Annotated in this window: 17 protein-coding genes, 1 tRNA gene, 1 rRNA gene and 1 other RNA gene; all 20 read left to right on the top strand. The window is 36.8% G+C overall.

The window, feature by feature from the left end:
* Positions 1-33: 33 nt before the first annotated feature.
* The 20 genes from JN09_RS01460 to JN09_RS01365 all read left to right on the top strand — a co-directional run bounded on the left by JN09_RS01460 (position 34) and on the right by JN09_RS01365 (position 20599).
* The gene (locus JN09_RS01460; protein WP_204432014.1) at positions 34-1200 is read left to right on the top strand and encodes a cytochrome c biogenesis CcdA family protein; all 1167 of its coding nucleotides are present in this window, start codon (positions 34-36) and stop codon (positions 1198-1200) included.
* Positions 1197-1499, top strand: coding sequence for a hypothetical protein (locus tag JN09_RS01455; protein ID WP_204432013.1), 303 nt, complete (start codon positions 1197-1199; stop codon positions 1497-1499). Before JN09_RS01460 ends, JN09_RS01455 begins: the two co-directional genes overlap by 4 nt.
* On the top strand, positions 1499-2605 hold the full coding sequence (locus JN09_RS01450) for a cysteine desulfurase family protein (RefSeq protein WP_204432012.1): 1107 nt from the start codon (positions 1499-1501) through the stop codon (positions 2603-2605). The genes JN09_RS01455 and JN09_RS01450 overlap by 1 nt, the downstream gene beginning before the upstream one ends.
* A gap of 147 nt (positions 2606-2752) precedes the next feature.
* Positions 2753-4246: a phytoene desaturase family protein gene (locus JN09_RS01445; RefSeq protein WP_204432011.1), complete on the top strand. Its 1494-nt coding sequence runs from the start codon at positions 2753-2755 to the stop codon at positions 4244-4246.
* Complete coding sequence (locus JN09_RS01440) at positions 4239-5171, top strand: phytoene/squalene synthase family protein (RefSeq protein WP_204432010.1); 933 nt, start codon at positions 4239-4241, stop codon at positions 5169-5171. Before JN09_RS01445 ends, JN09_RS01440 begins: the two co-directional genes overlap by 8 nt.
* A 14-nt stretch (positions 5172-5185) precedes the next feature.
* A complete protein-coding gene (locus JN09_RS01435; RefSeq protein ID WP_204432009.1) occupies positions 5186-5863 on the top strand; it encodes a diacylglycerol/polyprenol kinase family protein in 678 nt (225 codons plus the stop codon).
* Between the two features lie 24 nt (positions 5864-5887).
* Positions 5888-6673, top strand: coding sequence for a DUF92 domain-containing protein (locus tag JN09_RS01430; RefSeq protein WP_204432008.1), 786 nt, complete (start codon positions 5888-5890; stop codon positions 6671-6673).
* 98 nt (positions 6674-6771) lie between these two features.
* Positions 6772-7362 (top strand): thymidine kinase, encoded by a 591-nt coding sequence (locus JN09_RS01425; protein WP_204432007.1) that lies wholly within the window; start codon positions 6772-6774, stop codon positions 7360-7362.
* Positions 7359-7814, top strand: a complete 456-nt coding sequence (tadA, locus tag JN09_RS01420; protein WP_204432006.1) for a tRNA adenosine(34) deaminase TadA — start codon at positions 7359-7361, stop codon at positions 7812-7814. Before JN09_RS01425 ends, tadA begins: the two co-directional genes overlap by 4 nt.
* A gap of 10 nt (positions 7815-7824) precedes the next feature.
* Positions 7825-7919: signal recognition particle sRNA small type (ffs, locus tag JN09_RS01415), an RNA gene on the top strand.
* A gap of 266 nt (positions 7920-8185) precedes the next feature.
* Positions 8186-11578, top strand: a complete 3393-nt coding sequence (locus JN09_RS01410; RefSeq protein WP_204432005.1) for an endonuclease — start codon at positions 8186-8188, stop codon at positions 11576-11578.
* Positions 11579-11689: 111 nt separating this feature from the next.
* Positions 11690-12301, top strand: a complete 612-nt coding sequence (locus JN09_RS01405; protein WP_204432004.1) for a hypothetical protein — start codon at positions 11690-11692, stop codon at positions 12299-12301.
* 11 nt (positions 12302-12312) lie between these two features.
* Positions 12313-14268, top strand: coding sequence for a transketolase (tkt, locus tag JN09_RS01400; protein ID WP_204432003.1), 1956 nt, complete (start codon positions 12313-12315; stop codon positions 14266-14268).
* Between the two features lie 85 nt (positions 14269-14353).
* Positions 14354-16204 (top strand): tRNA uridine-5-carboxymethylaminomethyl(34) synthesis enzyme MnmG, encoded by a 1851-nt coding sequence (gene mnmG, locus JN09_RS01395; RefSeq protein WP_308699516.1) that lies wholly within the window; start codon positions 14354-14356, stop codon positions 16202-16204.
* A gap of 1 nt (position 16205) precedes the next feature.
* The gene (gene rsmG / locus JN09_RS01390; RefSeq protein ID WP_204432001.1) at positions 16206-16892 is read left to right on the top strand and encodes a 16S rRNA (guanine(527)-N(7))-methyltransferase RsmG; all 687 of its coding nucleotides are present in this window, start codon (positions 16206-16208) and stop codon (positions 16890-16892) included.
* A 9-nt stretch (positions 16893-16901) separates the two neighbouring features.
* Positions 16902-17690: a ParA family protein gene (locus JN09_RS01385; RefSeq protein WP_204432000.1), complete on the top strand. Its 789-nt coding sequence runs from the start codon at positions 16902-16904 to the stop codon at positions 17688-17690.
* A complete protein-coding gene (locus JN09_RS01380) occupies positions 17677-18513 on the top strand; it encodes a ParB/RepB/Spo0J family partition protein (protein ID WP_235985152.1) in 837 nt (278 codons plus the stop codon). The genes JN09_RS01385 and JN09_RS01380 overlap by 14 nt, the downstream gene beginning before the upstream one ends.
* A complete protein-coding gene (locus JN09_RS01375; RefSeq protein ID WP_308699513.1) occupies positions 18510-18680 on the top strand; it encodes a DUF951 domain-containing protein in 171 nt (56 codons plus the stop codon). Before JN09_RS01380 ends, JN09_RS01375 begins: the two co-directional genes overlap by 4 nt.
* Before the next feature lie 92 nt (positions 18681-18772).
* Positions 18773-18857, top strand: a tRNA-Tyr gene (locus JN09_RS01370).
* 219 nt (positions 18858-19076) lie between these two features.
* A 16S ribosomal RNA gene (locus JN09_RS01365) occupies positions 19077-20599 on the top strand.
* Positions 20600-20629 lie beyond the last annotated feature (30 nt).

Below are 20629 nucleotides of genomic sequence, written 5' to 3'. Positions count from 1 at the left end.
TAAAATAATAAGTGGAACTATAGGAGTTTACTAATGAAAAAATCACTATATAGAATCATCTTACTTGGCGTAATTGTATTTTCTCTATTTACAAATACAACTAATATCAAAGCTAATGATAAACCGGATGCGGTTTATTTTGGCTCACACCTTTGTTTAAACTGTCAAGCCGTTGAACAAAGTGGTGTATTCGATCAACTTGCAGAAGAAGGGTATACCGTCTTAAAGTACATGAGTGAAGATGATTTTAATTTATTTGAAGAAATGTTTTCACGATATGCAAGGACATATAACGTACCTAAGAATAAGAACTTGGTGCCTATTTTATATGTAGGTGACACCTATTATGCTGGTGAATCTGACATAATTAATGCAATCCAATCGAATCAAGCTCAAATGATCATGGATGAAAATGAGCTATTGGATCCAGTGGAACTCTTCTATGGAGACATTACCTTTAAAGACTTTATGATGTTGTTAGGATCTACTTTGATTCTAGGGATTCTTGATGCATTTAACCCTTGTGCACTGGCCATGTTACTAATGTTCTTGTCATTTTTAACTGACAAGAAGAATTCTAAGACGATATTAGCCATTTGCATTTCATACATATCAGCAATCTTTGTGACATACTTTATCCTTGGAAGATTCTTATCTTCTGCACTAGGTATGTTACTACCTTATATGAAGATATTCTATGTGGTATTAATACTCTTAGCCTTATTCATTGCCGTACTTAACTTTTTGGATTTCCTATCAGCAAGAAATCAAAAATACAATCAAATCAAGAATCAATTACCAAGACGATTCTTTGTGATTACAAAAAAGATAATGGGGTCTTTCGCACAAAAAGTGGAAGATAATAACCCTATCGTATATGTTTTAGGATTCTTAATTGGGGTATTTGTCGCAATCATTGAATTCCCATGTAGCGGACAAGCATTTGTTGCCTGGACGGCGATTGTCGTCGACAGAACCTCGATGTTTGTATTCTTTAACGTATTGTTACTAATTTATGTGTTATTCTTTGTTTCACCATTGGTTGTCATTACCATTATCAGTTTAAGAACGAAGAATGTAGGGTCTATTTCTAACTTTGTAAGAACAAGACTAGACATCATTAAATTAATAAATGCAATTGTCTTCTTAGGGGTTGCCATATATTACATCTATAGAGTCTTTATTGGAGGCCTTATATGAAAATCAAAAAAATCACCATACTCGATGCATCAGGTAAGAAAGTCTATAAAGGTGGATTGGTTGGCCTAAAATACGATAAAGAGGCAGTTAAACGTGTATGCATTGAAACCTTTAACGATGAAAACCCATGCATCATCCATGAGTCATATGCGTTATCTGTTTTAGCTGATCAGGTAGAATTAATCTTACTGAACCTAAATCGCAATAAGATTTTGATAACAAATGAATTATTAAGTAGTTTGCCAGATGTAGATTTAACTCTTTATTTAGGATTTACAATAGAACTTGAGGTGAAGTAATGCTTTATTTAGATAATGCTGCAACCACAAAGATTGATGACAGTGTATTTGAGGCGATGTTACCCTATTTGAAAGACTCATATGGGAATCCTTCTTCGATGCATAAAAAGGGCATTGAAGCCAAAAAAGCGATTAATGATGCAAGAAAGTCAATTGCTAAACACTTAAACTGTAGTCATGATTCTTTGGTATTTACCCAAAGTGGAACGATGGCAATCAATTTAGCCATTAAGGGACTTTCCATGATGAATCAGAATAAAACAGAGATCATCACCACAAAGATTGACCATAAAGCAACCATAAGCACGTGTAAGTATTTAGAAACACAAGGGTTTAAGGTTACCTATTTAGATGTGAATCGAGAAGGGTATATTAATTTAGAGGATTTAAGAAAAGCGATCACGACTAAAACGCTATTAGTCTCAATTATATGGGCAAATAACGAGATTGGTGTCATCCAAAATGTGAGTGAAATTCTTAAGGTTACGAAAGAAAAAGGCGTATATCTTCATTTAGATGCGGTTCAAATGTTGCCACACTACTCAATTGATTTAGAATCTCTACCAGTAGACTTAATGAGTTTTTCTGCACATAAACTATTTGGGCCTAAGGGCATTGGGTTACTATATCATCGTCCTGGAATGGCGTTAAGTCCACTGATCCATGGGGCTACACAAGAATTCGGACTTAATGCAGGAACAGAAAATGTTTCTGGGATTATTGGGTTTTCCAAAGCGGTAGAAAATGCTTATACCTATTATCATAAGAAACAAGAAGCGTTAAAAGAGAAAACAGACTTACTAGAAAAGAAGCTTCTTGAAACATTCCCTTGTTATATTAATGGACCAAAGTCCAATAGACTTCCTGGATTATTGTCTGTTTCATTTAAGGATCAAAAAGGGCATGAACTTGCTTATGAACTATCCAAGAAGGGCATATACGTCTCAACAGGGAGTGCGTGCAATGAATCCAGTATAGAATTATCCCATGTGATAAAAGCGATTACGGATGATACGCCTGGGGTTATTCGTTTCTCATTAGCATACGACCTTACTAATGAAGATATAGATTATATCATTCAGTCACTAAAGGACCTATTAGAATAAAGCACAGTTTGTGCTTTTTTTCTTCTATTCTATTCGTTTTCTACTCGACTGAACACTTATGGGAAATTTTTGATGATTTACTTATTATAGCCATTTAATATATGATAAAAATCGTTCTCATGATAAAATATTTATAGGAGGGATAAGATGAAAAAAGTAATTATTGTCGGTGCTGGCACTGCTGGATTAGCATCAGGGATTCGTCTGTTAAAAGATGGTTTTGATGTTGAAATTTATGAGAAAAATGAAAAACCTGGCGGAAGAATGTTTCGTATTGAAGAAAAAGGGTTTCAATTTGATGTCGGTCCTACGATTGTTATGATGCCAGAGCTCTATAGAGAAGTCTTTGAGTATTCAGGTGCGAATCCGAATGACTATTTAGACATGTCCTTATTAAACCCATTTAATACAATTTATTATCCAGATGGAACTAAACTAGAGATATCAAGTGAATTACCTTCCTTAATTAGACAACTTGAACAGTTTGGTCCCGCAGAAACCAAAGGCTACTTAGACTATTTATCCAGTGTTTATGAACGTTATCAACGTGTAAAAAATCACTTCTTAGACAAATCATACAGAAGCGCTTGGGGATTTTTTAATCCCAAGTCGTTATATCAAGCCTATAAACTAAAGACATTAAATAGTGCATACACCTCGATTTCTAGGTTTGTCAAAGATGAAAAACTAAGACAAGCTTTATCATTTCAAACGTTATATATTGGCGTATCTCCTTATTCTGGACCTTCAATTTATACCATCATTCCGATGATTGAACTTCTTTATGGCGTTTGGTATATCAAAGGTGGTATGTATCAAATGACGAAAGCCTTAGAACGTAGATTTTTGGAAATGGGTGGAGTGATTAATTATAACTCACCAGTTGAAGAGATTTTATTGGTTGGAAATAAGACTGCAGGTGTTTTGGTCAATGGAAAACCTAGATATGGTGAGATTGTATTATGTAATGCAGACTTCCCATACGCGATGAAAAACCTCATCAAAGATGAGTCAAAAAAAGGCAAGTATAAGACAAGCAAAATCGATACGATGAAGTATTCTACCTCATCCTTTATTCTGTATTTAGGACTTAATAAGAAATACAAAACCAATGTTCACTCCATTAGATTTGCAGAAGATTTCAAGAGAAATATCGACGAACTTGATAATGGGACTTTACCGATGGATCCATCGTTTTACATGTATAGTCCATCTCAAATTGATCCAACGATTGCCCCTAATGGAAAGGAACTTATTTACGTCTTAGTGCCAGTGCCTAATATGCAGAAAGGCAAAAGCGAATGGACAACCGATGAGGTTGAAACGTATAAGAACTTGGTATTGAATAAGATTGAAAAAATCAAAGGATTTGAAGACGTTAAGGACCATATTGAAGTACTAAAAACATTTACACCAAAAACATTCAACTATAAATTCAACTTAGAGTATTCAGCAACTTTCGGACTAAAACCAATACTTACTCAAAGTGTATATTTTAGACCACAAAATAAGTTCAAAACGATTGATAACCTTTATTTTGCAGGCAGTTCAAATCACCCTGGTGCAGGCGTTCCAATTGTACTGGCCAGTGCACAACTTGCATGTAAAGAGATTTTAAAGGACCATAAACCAAATGAATAACATCCTTAGTCTATTAGAAAATAATGCGTCAATCCGGATTATCCTAGGTGTCGTTTTATTTGTGGTTATATACTTTCTTATAAGACCATTAATCGATGATTTTAGATGTAAGAGATCGATTCAAAAGAACTCAAAAACATTTTATAAAGCTTTTTCTCAACTAAAGGAAAAGAAGAAACGAAAAGCCATTTATGCAGTTTATACTTTTTGTAGGATTGCCGATGATTTAGTAGATGAACATAGAGATCTAGAAGGCATCCATAGACTCGAAAGAGAACTGGAACTCTATATCATTAAAGACATTAGGAAATCTTATATGTGGCGAAGTCTATATCGCCACACAAAGCCATTTTACGACAAGTTTGATTATAAGCCTTTTAAGGATATGATTAAAGGTCAGAAGATGGATTTAGACTTTAGAGGCTATGAAACAACAGAGGATTTACTTATGTATTGTTACCACGTAGCGTCTACAGTAGGATTGATGTTAACACCGATCTTAGCATATGAAAATCAAGATTCACTGAAAGACTTCTCAATCAACCTTGGGTATGCGATGCAAATCACTAATATCTTAAGAGATATCGGGGAAGATTATAAAAAAGGCAGAGTCTATATTCCGAGAAAAGCCATGGAAGAAGCAAACTACTCCCTAAGTGATTTAATCAGTGGTAGAATAAATAAAGAATTTATTAGTATGTTTGAAAAACTGGCACTCATTGCTGAGACAAACTTCGATAATGCTTTAAAAGATTGTGTGTTATTTCCGATGGATGCGAGAGTACCACTCTCACTTGCCATCCTCCTTTATAAAGAAATCATTAACGTAATTAGAGAAAACGACTACGATGTATTCACCAAAAGAGCCATAACGAGTAGTGAAAGAAAAAAAGAGATCATCGAATCATTTTTAAAGACGATATAAGTTATGGAGGCTATATGAATCTATTGGGATTAGGATTATCATATGTATTAGTGTTTCTTGTTATAGGGTTATCTACACTATTACAGAAGAAGGGGTTACTAGCTGATGAGGGCGCAAGAAAATTCATCCATATAGGCGTGTCCAATTGGTGGATATTAGCCATGTTTACGTTTGATTTATGGTATATTGCCGTGATTGCGCCAATAACATTTGTACTGTTAAACTATTATTCTTACAAGACTAACCTAATTAAATCCATGGAACGTAGTGGTAAGGGTAATTTAGGCACTGTTTATTTCCCGATTTCGTTGGTGATTTTAGTACTAATAGGATTTGGGCTAAAAAGCGATTTGGCCAGATTCGATATTCCAATATTAGTATTAGTAGGCGCAGTAGGGATTCTAACACTAGGTTATGGCGATGGGCTTGCTGCTGTAATCGGTAAGAAGTATGGCAAATACAAAATCGTCAATGACAAATCCATTTTAGGATCTCTTTCGATGTTGGTAGTCACTTTTGTAGTGGTTACTTTTATCTCACTCATTCATTTGAACTTACCAATGTCATTATTAGTAGGATTAACGATTGCTGTTATTGCAACCGCAGTTGAGTTATTTACACCTAAAGGTTTAGATAACCTAACCGTTCCATTAGTTTCAAGTCTGATGTATTATTTATTGTTATTATTTTGATCTTGGATCACAAGGGGTGTATTTATGTTTGAAGCAGTGATAATAGGTATTATTATCAGTTTGGTTGTAGCGTTTTTAGCTTATTTAAAAAAGTCACTCACAATAGATGGTTTGATTACAGCTACAATCTTAGGTGCTGTTATCTACGCATTTGGTGGGTTTGTTGTTTGGATTGCGTTAATTATGTTCTTTGTTTCATCCAGTATCATCACGAAAATACATGAACGTAATAACAAGGATTCTAAAGGCAGAAATGCCCTTCAAGTGATTGCAAATAGTTTAATCACTTCTATGTTTTCAATCATTTTCTACATCACCAAAAATGATATGTTTATGATCGCTTCAGTCATATCTGTAGCAGCATCTAATGCAGATACCTGGGCAAGTGAAATAGGAATACTATCTAAAGGTAAGACTTATTCGATCATTACATTTAAAGTAGTTGAAAAAGGAATATCTGGCGCAGTTTCTAGACTAGGTACTCTAGCATCATTTGTTGGTGCACTGTTTATTGGATTGGTGTTCTTTACCTTCTACGGAATCACAAATGAAATATCTGTGATATTGCTATTTTACGCGCTTATCATTACGTTGGGTGGATTTGTAGGATGTCTGGTAGACAGTTATTTAGGGGCACTCGTTCAAGCTAAGTATAGAGGGATTCAATCAGGAATTATTACAGAGAAACCATTTCTAGAAGGTGAGAAAGTTGTTCTTTCAAGTGGGATTTCTTGGATTACGAATGATGCTGTTAACTTTTTGAGTGGGTTATCTTCAACGCTTGTGTCTATGCTTGTGATGGTCTTATAGCTAATTATTGAGCCGTTTTTATTTTCATTTACTTTCATAAGAATTAGGGGTTGAAAGATTGGTTCAAATCCGTATACTAGATTGTAGGGAGTGATACTATGCATCAACCAATATATGGTGGCTGGATTGAAGTTGTATGCGGACCAATGTTCGCTGGTAAGACAGAAGAAATAATTAGACGTATACGTCGTTTAGAGTATGCGAAGAAGAATGTTTTAGTTTTTAAACCAAGCATTGATAACAGATACTCTGAATCAGAAATAGTATCACACAACAAAACAAAAGCTAAATCGATTAACATCACTAAAGCTAGAGAGATATTAAACTATATTGGTGACTCTGTTGACGCAGTAGTCATTGATGAAGCTCAATTTATGGACAATGACATTATCCAAGTGGCTGAGCAACTCGCTAATCAAAACATTAGAGTGATTGTTGGCGGTCTGGATAGAGACTTTAGGGGTGAACCATTCGGACCAATGCCACAACTACTGGCATTAGCTGAGTTCGTGACTAAATTAACGGCGATTTGTGTTGTATCTGGACAACCTGCTACAAGAACACAGCGCTTAATTAATGGAAAACCTGCATCTTACAATGACCCAATCGTCTTAGTAGGGGCCAGTGAATCCTATGAACCTAGAAGTCGCGAATACCATGAAGTGAGAGACTTACCTAAGAAATTATGAGTAAATCTCACGAGTATTACATGTCACTTGCATTAAAAGAAGCACAAAAAGCTTATCTTCAGGATGAAGTCCCGATCGGCTGTGTGATTGTTTTAGATGACAAAGTGATTGCTAAAGGGTATAATCAAAGAGTCAAAAAAGAAAGAACCTTTGCACATGCAGAAATGATTGCAATAGAAAAGGCGAACAAGAAGCTCGGATCATGGAGACTAGAAGATACAGCGATTTATGTGACTTTAGAACCTTGTCCAATGTGTGCTGGCGCAATCATTCAATCTAGAATCCAAAACCTCTATTTTGGGGCTTATGATCCTAAGGGTGGCGTTGGTGGTTCGAAAATAAATTTGTTTGACATCAAATTTAATCACCAAGTTAATGTATTTGGTGGTATACTAGAAAAAGAATCGTCGGATTTATTAAAATCCTTCTTCAAAAAATTAAGAGATAAATGAGTATCCCTATGAGGCACCATCATTCAATGCTATCGTGTGAACCTGGTCAGGTCTTGATCGAAGCAGCCATAAGCATTGGTAGGATGTGGGTGATGGTGCCTGATAGGGATACCTTTTTTTTATTTTATTTGAAAACTTTGACAGTCATTGTTCTCTAATCGAATATCAATTGATCAATTTCTTAACGCTTATACTAGAAGGTGTAAATTGCGATAATGTTAGCTTTATTTTCTGTTCATGTTTTCAAATTGATAAAAACGAAAAAACCGGGGTAGAAAATACTTTTATTACGGTTTCATTAGTGGTACAATAAAAATACTTGACTGTAAAGAAACCCTTTACACAAAATCGATAGAAAAAGAGGAAAGCAAATGAAGTTATTTAGAGTGTTTGTATTGTTACTCTTTGTTTTCGCTTTGTATGCGTGCAATGGCGAAAATATCAATGTAACACACGAACAAGTATTTTCCAAGTTATCTTTGACTTATGCTGAAGGCGAGTCTAAAGAAGGCGTCACAAAAGACATTGAATTAACTGTGTCTGAATTTGTAGGGCAAGGTGTAAAACTAGAATGGGAGTCTAGCAATACAGCCTTTGCAAAAATTGAAAGTAATTTAGTTAAAATCACGCAACCAACAGATGAAAATGTGTCTGTGACAATTAAAGCAAAAGTTACTATTGGGGAAAAAGTTTTAGATAAAGACTTTACTTTTACTATACTTAAAAAAGTAGACATCATTGTTGAAGATAAAGTAGCGCCAGTAATTACTGGGGCTAAAGATTTAACGGTATCCGTAGACGCGACAGTTGATCTATTAGAGGGTGTTTCTGCTTTAGATGATGTAGACGGATCTGTAGTTGTTACAGTAGATGATTCAAAACTAGACCTATCCAAAGCTGGTGTTTATGAAGTCACATATAGTGCAGTAGACTCTAGCAAAAATGAAGCAACCATAAAAGTATTTGTTACTGTAGAAGCTGTAGTGGTTGAAGATGAAATCGCACCAGTAATTAAAGGTGCTAAGAACTTAACCGTAAGCGTTGGTGCTACAGTTAATCTATTGGCTGGGATTACAGCTTTAGATGATGTAGACGGATCTGTAGTTGTTACAGTAGATGATTCAAAACTAGACTTATCCAAAGCTGGTGTTTATGAAGTCACATATAGTGCAGTAGACTCTAGCAAAAATGAAGCAACCATAAAAGTATTTGTTACTGTAGAAGCTGTAGTGGTTGAAGATGAAAACGCACCAGTAATTAAAGGTGCTAAGAACTTAACTGTAAGCGTTGGTGCTACAGTTAATCTATTGGCTGGGATTACAGCTTTAGATGATGTAGACGGATCTGTAGTTGTTACAGTAGATGATTCAAAACTAGACTTATCCAAAGCTGGTGTTTATGAAGTCACATATAGTGCAGTAGACTCTAGCGATAACTTATCCACTGTAAGAATTCTTGTTACAGTGGAAGAAACTTATTCAGCGGATCAATTTACAGAAAACTTTAGTACAATTCCATCAACTGGATCCAGTTATAAGTATGGTGTATTTGTAGGTGTTAATAACTCAGCATGGAGCTTTGAATATATGAGAAGCGACCAAGCATTAGACGGATTAGCCCTTACATTTGGTGCAGATAAAACAGCTAAACTTGAAGGGATTATTCAAGGCGGCGTTACAGAAATCACACTTCAAATGAAACATGCATTCTCAGGAGGTGATTTCCGTGAAGTTTCAGTTTATGTTAACAATGAACTGGTTAAAATCATCGGTGTCGATTCAAGTTCTGTGGATTATGTAATAGATGGTTTAAATGTGACTGGAGAGTTCGTATTTGAACTTAGAAACACAGGAGGATTCCGTGTTACTGTAGATAACATCACATTCAAGTCTAAAGCATTAACAGAAGAAGGCATTGCAATTCAAAAAGATATTAAAGAGTTCGTTTTCCCTTCATTAATTATGGAAGAAAGCCAAATCGAATTCTTAAGTGTTGGATCTAATGGATCAGAAATTACTTATGATTATGCACTAGAATCAGATCCAAATAATTTATTGATTGATCTTTCTACAGGGCTAATCTCAATGCCAACAAACGGACAAGTAAAAGTAGCATTATTAGTTACCTTCACTAACAAGACAGAATCTAAATCGATTATTGTTGAAGTAACACTTGGAGAAGGCGATCCAATCACTGTTAGCCAAGCGGTTAATGCTGCAGGTGCTGTTAAATTCAGTGGTATCCTTTCGGCTTTCGTAGTTGAAGGGTCAAAGATTAGAGCTTTCTTACAAGACCAATCCAAAGGTATTGAAGTTGAATTGCCGCTTTCTGAGTTATCTAACTTAGAAATCGGCTATAGCTATTTAATTAAAGGTAGTGTGGCGAATGCCCTTGTTAGTAATGTCTCTTCTATTGAGAAGAAAACACTTGGACAAGTAACTACAAAACCAGCTACTGTAGAGTCACTATCTACACAATTATCACAATTAGTCACCTTTAATGGTATTGTATATAAAGATTTTGAATCAGGCGATTTGTCTGTTGTGGTTAATGATGGAATCATTGTGTCATTCAATCAACTTGATGTAAATCCATTTGATGGCTATATGCTTGGTGATTCAGTCACTCTTAAAGGTATTGTCGTTAAGGTTGAAGGGACTTACAAAGTATTAGTCACTGATGAAGCTAAAGCCATTAACAATGGTTTTGATAAAGTACTATTTGAAGAAACCGTATTAGAAGGGTTAAAACTTGCGGACTATATTGAAACACAAATTAGCTTAAACCTTTTAAGTGTTGATCCTATATTTGGTTTAGCAATTGTTTGGACATCAAGCAATCAAGCTGTAATGAATAACTCTGGTGTACTTGTCGAACAAGACGAACCAATCTCAATTGTATTAAGCTATTCAATCTATGATGGGTCAGATGTAATTTATTCAGGGACGATTGATGTTCATGTCACAACAGGTATTATTCTTTCTGCATACTATTCGGATGCACAAGGATTAACTGGGGTAACGTTAGTGGAAACTCTAACAAGCATCATCTCTCGTAACTATAAAGGCATCGGGTATTCATCAACGAACGCTGTATTAGAGATTTCAGATAAACATCCTAGTGGATCTGGTTACTTAGGGATTTATGACCACGTATCGATTACTGGTTATAATAAAGAACACGTATGGCCACAATCATCATTCTCTAAAGCGTCTCCATATGTATCAGACATGCACCACTTAAGAATCTCTAATAGTAAGACTAATAGTACAAGAAGTAACTACTATTTCAACTTACCAATTAAGACTACAACCGCTTGGGAAGTAGGATCTAACAGATTCTTCCCAGGAGATTTAGACAAAGGTGATATTGCGAGAATGCTTATGTATATGGCGGTAAGATATCGTAATGATGGGTTCAAACTGATTGTTGCACAATCTGGCAGAACCTCTGACTTACCTGCTAGAACCATGGGTAACTTGGCTGTCTTATTAGGCTGGCATTTAGAAGATCCAGTAGATGCATTTGAAATTAACCGTAATAATGTAATTTACGGTACACAAAAGAACCGTAACCCATTCATTGATCATCCTGAATTATTCGAAGAAGTCTTTGATGTGTTTATGGCTGAAGACAAAAAACGTTTAGCAAGAGAATCACATAAAGTTGAGCGTATATCACTTGAAGTAGATTTAACACTCGAATTTGAAATGATAGCAGTATTACCACAACTTATCATCGAGAATAGAGAGTTTATCAACTAAGCCACCTAAAACGATTTATGCTAAAAACCCCATAATTTTTGGGGTTTTTATTGGCTTTAATGTCATCGCTTTTTCGAAATATGGTATAATACCATTTGGAGGATGTATACTATGAAATTACAATATGGCATTTATAAACAATTAAATAACCCTAAAGAGGTACAAACAACAGATAATAAAACGGTAGAAATCCATTCTATGAACGAAACAAGCTATTTAGCTAAGTTTGCAGGAAAAGGACAATTTGCAGTTTGGACAAGTGATTCAAAGAACTTCAAATTACTCATTGAAGATGGGTACTACAACGCAATGAAGGAACTATATGGCAAACGTGCTAACTTAGTTTGGATTAAGTTCTATGAAAAAGCAGATAAAATCCGTTTTGGCTTAATGTATAAAATGGTTTTCCCATTAATCGGGGTAGCGATGTTGTTGGCGGTGTTATTTTCAACACTTAAAGCACTTCAACCTTATCAAACCTACGGATTAATTGGGATTTTAGCGATTGTTTTAATAACGAACATGGCTCAAACTTCGATTATGAGAAAGAAGATTGAACAAGTCAGAAGCGAATCAATCAAAGACATCAAGATGATTGTTGGTGAAAATAAGTTTAAAGAACTTTTAGAAAACCAACAAAAGTATTATGATTCTTATTTCAAGTTTGAAGAAGTAAAAGAAGAGGCGACTACTGAAGAAAAACCTTCAGATGAAAATAAATAAGCGAGGAAATTATGGAACATTTAGATCAACTTAGTATCAATTCGTTACGTTTTTTAGGTGTTGATGCGATTAATAAAGCAAATTCAGGACACCCAGGGATTGTATTAGGCGCTGCCCCAATGGCACATGTACTTTACACACGTTTTTTGAAGGCATTTCCTAAGAAATCCAATTGGTTTAACAGAGATAGATTTATCCTTAGTGCAGGACACGGCTCCATGTTGCTATATGGATTAAATCATTTGTCAGGGTATCAATTATCAATCGAAGACTTAAAGCACTTCAGACAAATTGGTAAAACACCAGGGCACCCAGAATATGGTCACACAGATGGCGTTGAAACGACCTCAGGTCCACTTGGACAAGGGATTTCTAATGGCGTTGGTATGGCGATAGCTGAAACGCATTTAGCAGCAAAATTCAATAAAGAAGGCTATGAAGTCGTTGACCACTTTACTTATGTATTATGTGGCGATGGCGACTTACAAGAAGGGGTGGCTTTAGAAGCATTATCTCTAGCTGGACATTTAGGATTAGGCAAATTAATCGTTTTATTTGACTCAAACGACATTCAATTAGATGGAAAAACTGATTTAGCATTCTCAGACGATCATAAGAAAAAGTTCGAATCTATGAACTGGCATTATCAAAAGGTTTCAGACGGCAATGACCTAATGGCCATCAATAAAGCCATTAAGAAAGCACAAAAAGAAACCGATAAACCAAGTGTGATTGAAGTTAAAACAATCATTGGTTATGGCACGTCTTTAGCAGGAACATCCAATGTTCACGGTTCTCCAATTGGTGAAGAAAAAGCAAACGAGTTAAGAAAAAACCTTAACTGGTCTTATGCACCATTTGAAGTGCCACAAGAAGTTTATGGCTTCTATAAGACAAAAGTTTATAACAGAGGCTCACGTGCTTACAAGAAATGGATTAACATGATTTCTGATTACCAAGAAGCTTATCCACAAGAAGCACAACAACTAAAAGCATTTATCCAAGAACAAGATTCATTAGAACTTAAAGACTTGCCAACCTTTGAAGTAGGCTCTATGGTAGCTACAAGAAGCGCATCAGGTAAAGTGTTAGATGGCTTGTCTAAGAAATATCCAAACATTATTGGTGGATCTGCCGACTTAACAGCTTCAACTAAAGCAAAAGGCGCAGATGGACACTACAGCAAGACTAACCGTTTAGGTAGAAACATTAACTTCGGTGTTAGAGAACATGCTATGGGCGCTATCACTAATGGTATTGTTTTACATGGAGGTTTAAAAGCATTCTCTGGCGCATTCTTTGTGTTCTCAGACTATATGAAACCTTCAATTCGTTTAGCAGCACTTATGCAAATTCCATCGATTTTCGTATTCTCACATGATACGATTGCCGTTGGTGAAGATGGACCTACCCATGAACCAATTGAACAATTGGCAGGCTTAAGAGTCATTCCAGGTTTAAACGTTATTAGACCAGCGGATGCTAACGAAACTAAAGCTGCATGGTTATGGGCAGTTAAACAACATAAAACGCCAACAGCGATTATCCTAACGCGTCAAAATGTTCCAACTTTACCATGTGTACCTTTCGAAACATTTGAAAAGGGCGCATTCGTAGTAAGTAAAGAACACGAAAGACTAGATGGTATCTTACTAGCTGCAGGTAGCGAAGTGAGTTTAGCAATCGAAGCTCAAAAAGTACTTAAGGACTTAGGAAAAGACGTTAGAGTTGTTTCAATGCCAAGCCATTACTTATTTGAAAAACAAGATAAAGCCTACCAAGAATCCATCTTACCTTCAAACGTTAAGACATTGGCAATTGAAATGGGATCCAGTCAATCTTGGTATAAATACACTAAACATGTATTCGGTATTGATAGATATGGTCTATCTGCACCACTAGAAGTTGTTATTAAAGCCTTTGGATTCACAAAGGAAAAAGTAGCAGAAACATTTGTAAAATTGTAAAAGGCGAGCAATCGCCTTTCTTTTACTTTGTAATTAGGTTGTAATGAACCTAACTTATTGGTAGAATTATTAATCGGGAAGTGATATTATGTATGATTTAATCGTAGTAGGGGGAGGCCATGCTGGCATTGAAGCAGCACTCGCCGGGGCAAGAATGGGTATTAATACCTTATTAGTTACCGGTAAATTAGATAGAGTCGGCGCAATGAGTTGTAATCCATCTATTGGTGGACCTGCAAAAGGCATTGTTGTTCGTGAAATTGATGCATTAGGTGGGCAAATGGCTAGAAGTGCCGATAAAGGGCAAATTCAAATGAAGATGCTTAATTTGTCAAAAGGTCCAGCAGTATGGGCATTAAGAGCACAAATTGACAAACTTGAATACCCAAAAATCATGTTAGACGTATTACAAAATACGCCTAATTTAACATTGCTTGAAGCCTTAGTAGATGAACTGATCATTGAAGAAGGTAAAGCCAAAGGGATTAAACTAGAAAATGGAGAGCAAATAAGCTCCAAAACAGTCGTCATTACCACAGGAACCTATTTACATAGTCGTATCTTAATTGGTCATGTCGCAACCACTTCCGGACCAGATAATCAACCAACAACCTTTGGGATTAGCGGACAACTTAAACGTTTAGGGTTTGAAATTGTCAGACTAAAGACAGGTACACCACCTCGTATCTTAAAATCTTCAATTAACTATGATGTTACAACCCCTCAATATGCAGATGATAAATTCCAAACCTTTTCATTTGATCCAGAAATTAAAGAAATGGGTCATCAAGAACCATGTTTCTTAACACATACCAACTTAAACACACATGGAATTATTACCCTAAATCTAGATGCAAGTGCAATGTATGGTGGGATTGTTGAAGGGGTAGGACCTAGATACTGTCCATCGATTGAAGATAAAGTGGTTCGTTTTTCTGATAAAGAACGTCACCAAATCTTCTTAGAACCAGAATCGATGGCATTGGATGAGATTTACGTTCAAGGGTTATCAACCAGTATGCCAAGAGACGTTCAAGAACGTATCGTTCACTCAGTCAAAGGACTAGAAAATGCAATTATAACTAAATATGCTTACGCCATTGAGTATGATGCAATCAACCCTACTCAACTCTTTCAATCCTTAGAAACCAGATTAGTTGAAAACTTATTTTGTGCTGGACAAATTAACGGAACCTCCGGGTATGAAGAAGCCGCAGGACAAGGAATAATGGCAGGGATTAACGCTGTCTTGAAAGTACGTGGTGAAAAACCATTTATCTTAAAACGTAATGAAGCCTATATTGGTGTCTTAATTGATGACTTAATCACAAAAGGCACAAAAGAACCTTATCGTTTATTAACATCAAGAGCAGAACATAGATTATTACTAAGACATGACAATGCAGACATCAGACTACGTGAATATGGGTATCAATTAGGATTACTTGATCAAGAACGTTATGATAAGTTCTTAGCGAAGAAACAAGACATTGAAACCTTAAAAGAAACGTTAAAAACCGTATATATCAATCCAACTGAAGAAAACAATCAATTGATTAGAAGTACCGGTTCAGCAAAACTTAATGACAGAACCACACTTTATGAACTATTAAAACGCCCACAAATTCGTTATAATATGATTAATGAGTTCTATCCAAACACTTATAGTGAAGCGGTATTAGAACAAGTAGAGATTCAGATCAAATACTCAGGATACATCGATAAAGCTCAAAAAGAAGCAGAAAAGATGATTAGAGTGGATGATAAACCAATTCCAACAGATATTAACTACGACTTAATTAGAAACCTAGCAATTGAAGCTAGAGATAAACTGAAGAAAATTAGACCAATGACACTTGGCCAAGCATCCCGAATCAGTGGTGTTAACCCAAGTGACATCTCAATTTTATTAGTTTATCTAGAATCCTTGAGGTAATATGAACATATTTTCATCACTGGGTATCACTCCAACGGATAGCCAATTAGAAAAACTAGATCAGTATTATGCCTTTTTAACAGAGAAGAATGCTGTTATGAATTTGACTGCAATCACAGATTTAGAAGGCGTTTACTACAAACATTTCTACGATTCTTTAAGTCTATCCAAAGGGATTGACTTATCTAAAGTAGATACTATGCTTGATATTGGATCAGGCGCTGGTTTTCCGGGGATTGTTATAAAGATCTTTTATCCAAATGTAAAACTAACCATCGTTGATTCGCTTAACAAACGCATCACGTTTCTCGGGGAACTGCTTAATCACTTAGGCATTAATGATGTTGAATTGGTTGCGGATAGAGCCGAAAACTTTGTATTACAAAGAAGAAACCATTATGATCTAGTAACGGCTAGGGCAGTAGCGCCCATTAATATATTAGATGAACTTGCGTTACCGTTTGTGAAAACAGGCGGGTATCTTGTCGCAATGAAGGCATCTAATCTAGAAGAAGAACTTAACCTTGCGAAACGTGGAATTGGCATCCTAGGTGGGAAAGTAGAAGAAATCATCTCTTTTTTACTTCCAAATGGGTATGGTGAAAGACACTTATTGAAAGTAAAAAAGATTAAAGAAAACAATCATTATCCAAGGGCATTTAAAGATATTAAGAAAAAACCATTATAGGAGGTCCTTATGGGCAAAGTCATTTCCGTAGCCAATCAAAAAGGTGGAGTAGGAAAAACAACAACCAGTGTCAATTTAGCAGCTTCTCTTGCATATTACGGTAAGAAAGTCTTGTTGATTGATTTTGATGCACAAGGATCTGCAACTACGAGTTTAGGGATAAACAGAAGTAAGCTGACAGGGAATTTGTATGACGCATTAATGGGCATCAAAACCATAAAAGAAGTGATTATTCCCATTCAAGTAGCCGACAAAAAAACACTAGATTTAGTACCAGCTACCATAGATTTAGCTGGAATCGATATGAAGTTATTAGAACAAAACGACCACACATTTGTATTGGATAGCATTGTTGCCAAAGTCAAAGCTCAATACGATTATGTTTTAATCGATTGTGCACCGGCATTAGGCATTTCAACCCTAAATGCGCTTTATGCATCTGATTCTGTTTTAATTCCAATCCAGTGTCAATTCTTAGCCATAGATGGGTTAACTCAACTTCTAAATACCATTCGAGTGGTACAAAAGAATTTGAAAGTTAATAAGCGCGAGTTAACAATCGAAGGCGTATTATTAACCATGTTAGACAAAAGAACCAAAGCGGGTTGGGCAATTGTTAATGAAGTCAAGGAATACTTCCAAGAAGGCGTATTCAAAACCTTTATTACCAGTAATGTTGCTGCACAAGTTGCTCCAACATATGGCGTACCGATATTAACCTATGCACCGAAATCCAGTGCTGCAGTACTATATAAATCTTTAGCGAAGGAGTTAATCGAGAACAATGAAAACAAATAGTAAAGTTCTAGGCCGTGGCCTAAAGGATTTGTTGTTAGAAAACACCATTGATGATGTATTAGAAGGTGAAAAAATCGTTGAAATCGCGATTGAAGAGATCACCGCTAACCCATATCAGCCAAGACGTGTGTTTGATCCAGAAAAAATCAATGATTTAGCACAATCTATCGCTGAACATGGGATTTTCCAACCAATTATCGTTAAAGCTGTAAAAGATGGCTACATGATTGTTAGTGGTGAAAGACGTTATCGTGCAGCTAAACAAGTAGGGTTAAAGACCGTACCTTCAATTATTCGTTCATATGATCCAGGTAAAGTCGCTGAGATTTCTTTAGTAGAAAACCTTCAAAGAGAAAACCTATCTCCAATTGAGGAAGCTGAAGCTTATGCCAATATCATGAGAACAATGGAAATCACTCAAAAGTCTCTTTCTGAAAAGATTGGCAAATCCAGAAGCTATGTCACTAACATCTTAGGGTTATTAAACTTACCAGAAGAAGTCCAAACAATGTTACTTAATAACGAGTTATCGATGGCTCATGCAAGAGTGCTTTCAAAATTGGATGACTCATTAAGAATAAAACAACTTGCCAGAAAGATCATCGAACAAGATTTATCTGTAAGACAAATCGAGGCACTTGCACAAAAAGAAGAGAAGACAAACAAACAAAAACGTGAGCCTAAAGCCAAAGTGTATGTCACATACGAACAAACTTTAAAAGATAAGCTCGGTATGAAGACAACAGTCACTGATAAAAAATTAGTGATCAATTACAAGTCTTTAAAAGAATTAGAAGAGCTTGTTGAGAAATTATCTAAATGATGACTTATAAACTCAAGGATTTGATTACGACTAAAAAACCCCATGTTTGTGGCTCAAATACATGGGAAGTCGTGCGTATTGGCGCGGACATAAAAATAAAATGCACGGGTTGCGCGCGTGAGGTAATGATTCCTAAGTACGAACTCGATAAGAAAATTAAGAAATAGAAATCGCGGAAAAACAAAACTTACAAAAAAGTGAGAATAGGTGTTGCATTTTTAATCTATCTAGGTTAGAATAATAAAGCAACCGAACAAACGGGGGGGTAGCGAAGAGGCTAAACGCGGCAGACTGTAAATCTGCTCCCTAAGGGTTCGGCGGTTCGAAACCGTCCCCCCCCACCACTTTTTACATCAGTTAATTCGGGTTTATAAAAGTTTAATTAAACTCTTGACAACCCTGTTTTATGATGTTAAAATATAACAGCACGAATTAAGGTGCATGTTGCAAAATAGGTCTTTGAAAACTGAATAATGATGAGGAAATTTATTACAAACAAAATAAAACGGATCTGGATGAAAAGACAGATAACAAATAAGAGCTAATTCTTACAATTCAAATATTTTTTGGAGAGTTTGATCCTGGCTCAGGATGAACGCTGGCGGCGTGCCTAATACATGCAAGTCGAACGCATTACTTCGGTAGTGAGTGGCGAACGGGTGAGTAACACGTAGGTAACTTACCTCTAAGACGAGGATAACGACTGGAAACGGTCGCTAAAACTGGATAGGATCATTTGAGGCATCTCGAATGATTTAAAGGGGCTTTCAAGCCACACTTAGAGAAAGGCCTGCGGCGCATTAGCTAGTTGGTGGGGTAGAGGCCTACCAAGGCGATGATGCGTAGCCGGACTGAGAGGTCGAACGGCCACATTGGGACTGAGACACGGCCCAAACTCCTACGGGAGGCAGCAGTAGGGAATTTTCGGCAATGGGGGAAACCCTGACCGAGCAACGCCGCGTGAATGAAGACGTATTTCGGTATGTAAAGTTCTTTTATTAAGGAAGAATGTCACGGATAGGAAATGATCTGTGAGTGACGGTACTTAATGAATAAGCCCCGGCTAACTATGTGCCAGCAGCCGCGGTAATACATAGGGGGCAAGCGTTATCCGGAATTATTGGGCGTAAAGGGTGCGTAGGCGGTCTATTAAGTTTAAGGTATAAGTGCAAGGCTCAACCTTGTGAGGCTTTAGAAACTGGTAGGCTAGAGATAGATAGAGGCAAGTGGAATTCCATGTGTAGCGGTAAAATGCGTAAATATATGGAGGAACACCAGTGGCGAAGGCGGCTTGCTGGGTCTATACTGACGCTGAGGCACGAAAGCGTGGGGAGCAAACAGGATTAGATACCCTGGTAGTCCACGCCGTAAACGATGAGTACTAAGTGTTGGGGGAACCCAGTGCTGTAGTTAACATATTAAGTACTCCGCCTGAGTAGTACGTACGCAAGTATGAAACTCAAAGGAATTGACGGGACCCCGCACAAGCGGTGGATCATGTTGTTTAATTCGAAGATACACGAAAAACCTTACCAGGTCTTGACATACTCTGCAAAGCTATAGAGATATAGTGGAGGTTAACAGATGTACAGGTGGTGCATGGTTGTCGTCAGCTCGTGTCGTGAGATGTTGGGTTAAGTCCCGCAACGAGCGCAACCCTTATTGCTAGTTACCATCATTAAGTTGGGGACTCTAGCGAGACTGCCAGTGATAAACTGGAGGAAGGTGGGGATGACGTCAAATCATCATGCCCCTTATGACCTGGGCTACAAACGTGATACAATGGCTGGAACAAAGAGAAGCGAAGCAGTGATGTGGAGCCAAACTCATAAAAACAGTCTCAGTTCGAATTGGAGTCTGCAACTCGACTCCATGAAGTCGGAATCGCTAGTAATCGCGAATCAGCATGTCGCGGTGAATACGTTCTCGGGGTTTGTACACACCGCCCGTCAAACCACGAAAGTTGATAATACCCAACGCCGGTGGCCTAACCGTAAGGAGGGAGCCGTCTAAGGTAGGATCAATGATTGGGGTTAAGTCGTAACAAGGTATCCCTACGGGAACGTGGGGATGGATCACCTCCTTTCTAAGGAAAACATGACTTAAGAAGTCGAGC

This window comes from Paracholeplasma morum, assembly GCF_016907055.1.
Taxonomy (GTDB): domain Bacteria; phylum Bacillota_I; class Bacilli_A; order Acholeplasmatales; family UBA5453; genus Paracholeplasma; species Paracholeplasma morum.
Note: the sequence above shows the minus strand (reverse complement) of the source record. Positions and strands in the feature narration are given on the sequence as shown.

What these genes read in the sequence shown, in the direction of transcription:
- JN09_RS01460 (WP_204432014.1), top strand. Translation starts at nt 34, where the DNA reads ATGAAAAAATCACTATATAGAATCATCTTACTTGGCGTAATTGTATTT.
- JN09_RS01380 (WP_235985152.1), top strand. Translation starts at nt 17,677, where the DNA reads ATGAAAACAAATAGTAAAGTTCTAGGCCGTGGCCTAAAGGATTTGTTG.
- JN09_RS01450 (WP_204432012.1), top strand. Translation starts at nt 1,499, where the DNA reads ATGCTTTATTTAGATAATGCTGCAACCACAAAGATTGATGACAGTGTA.
- tkt (WP_204432003.1), top strand. Translation starts at nt 12,313, where the DNA reads ATGGAACATTTAGATCAACTTAGTATCAATTCGTTACGTTTTTTAGGT.
- JN09_RS01425 (WP_204432007.1), top strand. Translation starts at nt 6,772, where the DNA reads ATGCATCAACCAATATATGGTGGCTGGATTGAAGTTGTATGCGGACCA.
- JN09_RS01385 (WP_204432000.1), top strand. Translation starts at nt 16,902, where the DNA reads ATGGGCAAAGTCATTTCCGTAGCCAATCAAAAAGGTGGAGTAGGAAAA.
- JN09_RS01455 (WP_204432013.1), top strand. Translation starts at nt 1,197, where the DNA reads ATGAAAATCAAAAAAATCACCATACTCGATGCATCAGGTAAGAAAGTC.
- JN09_RS01435 (WP_204432009.1), top strand. Translation starts at nt 5,186, where the DNA reads ATGAATCTATTGGGATTAGGATTATCATATGTATTAGTGTTTCTTGTT.
- JN09_RS01430 (WP_204432008.1), top strand. Translation starts at nt 5,888, where the DNA reads ATGTTTGAAGCAGTGATAATAGGTATTATTATCAGTTTGGTTGTAGCG.
- JN09_RS01410 (WP_204432005.1), top strand. Translation starts at nt 8,186, where the DNA reads ATGAAGTTATTTAGAGTGTTTGTATTGTTACTCTTTGTTTTCGCTTTG.
- JN09_RS01445 (WP_204432011.1), top strand. Translation starts at nt 2,753, where the DNA reads ATGAAAAAAGTAATTATTGTCGGTGCTGGCACTGCTGGATTAGCATCA.
- JN09_RS01405 (WP_204432004.1), top strand. Translation starts at nt 11,690, where the DNA reads ATGAAATTACAATATGGCATTTATAAACAATTAAATAACCCTAAAGAG.
- JN09_RS01440 (WP_204432010.1), top strand. Translation starts at nt 4,239, where the DNA reads ATGAATAACATCCTTAGTCTATTAGAAAATAATGCGTCAATCCGGATT.
- JN09_RS01375 (WP_308699513.1), top strand. Translation starts at nt 18,510, where the DNA reads ATGATGACTTATAAACTCAAGGATTTGATTACGACTAAAAAACCCCAT.
- rsmG (WP_204432001.1), top strand. Translation starts at nt 16,206, where the DNA reads ATGAACATATTTTCATCACTGGGTATCACTCCAACGGATAGCCAATTA.
- tadA (WP_204432006.1), top strand. Translation starts at nt 7,359, where the DNA reads ATGAGTAAATCTCACGAGTATTACATGTCACTTGCATTAAAAGAAGCA.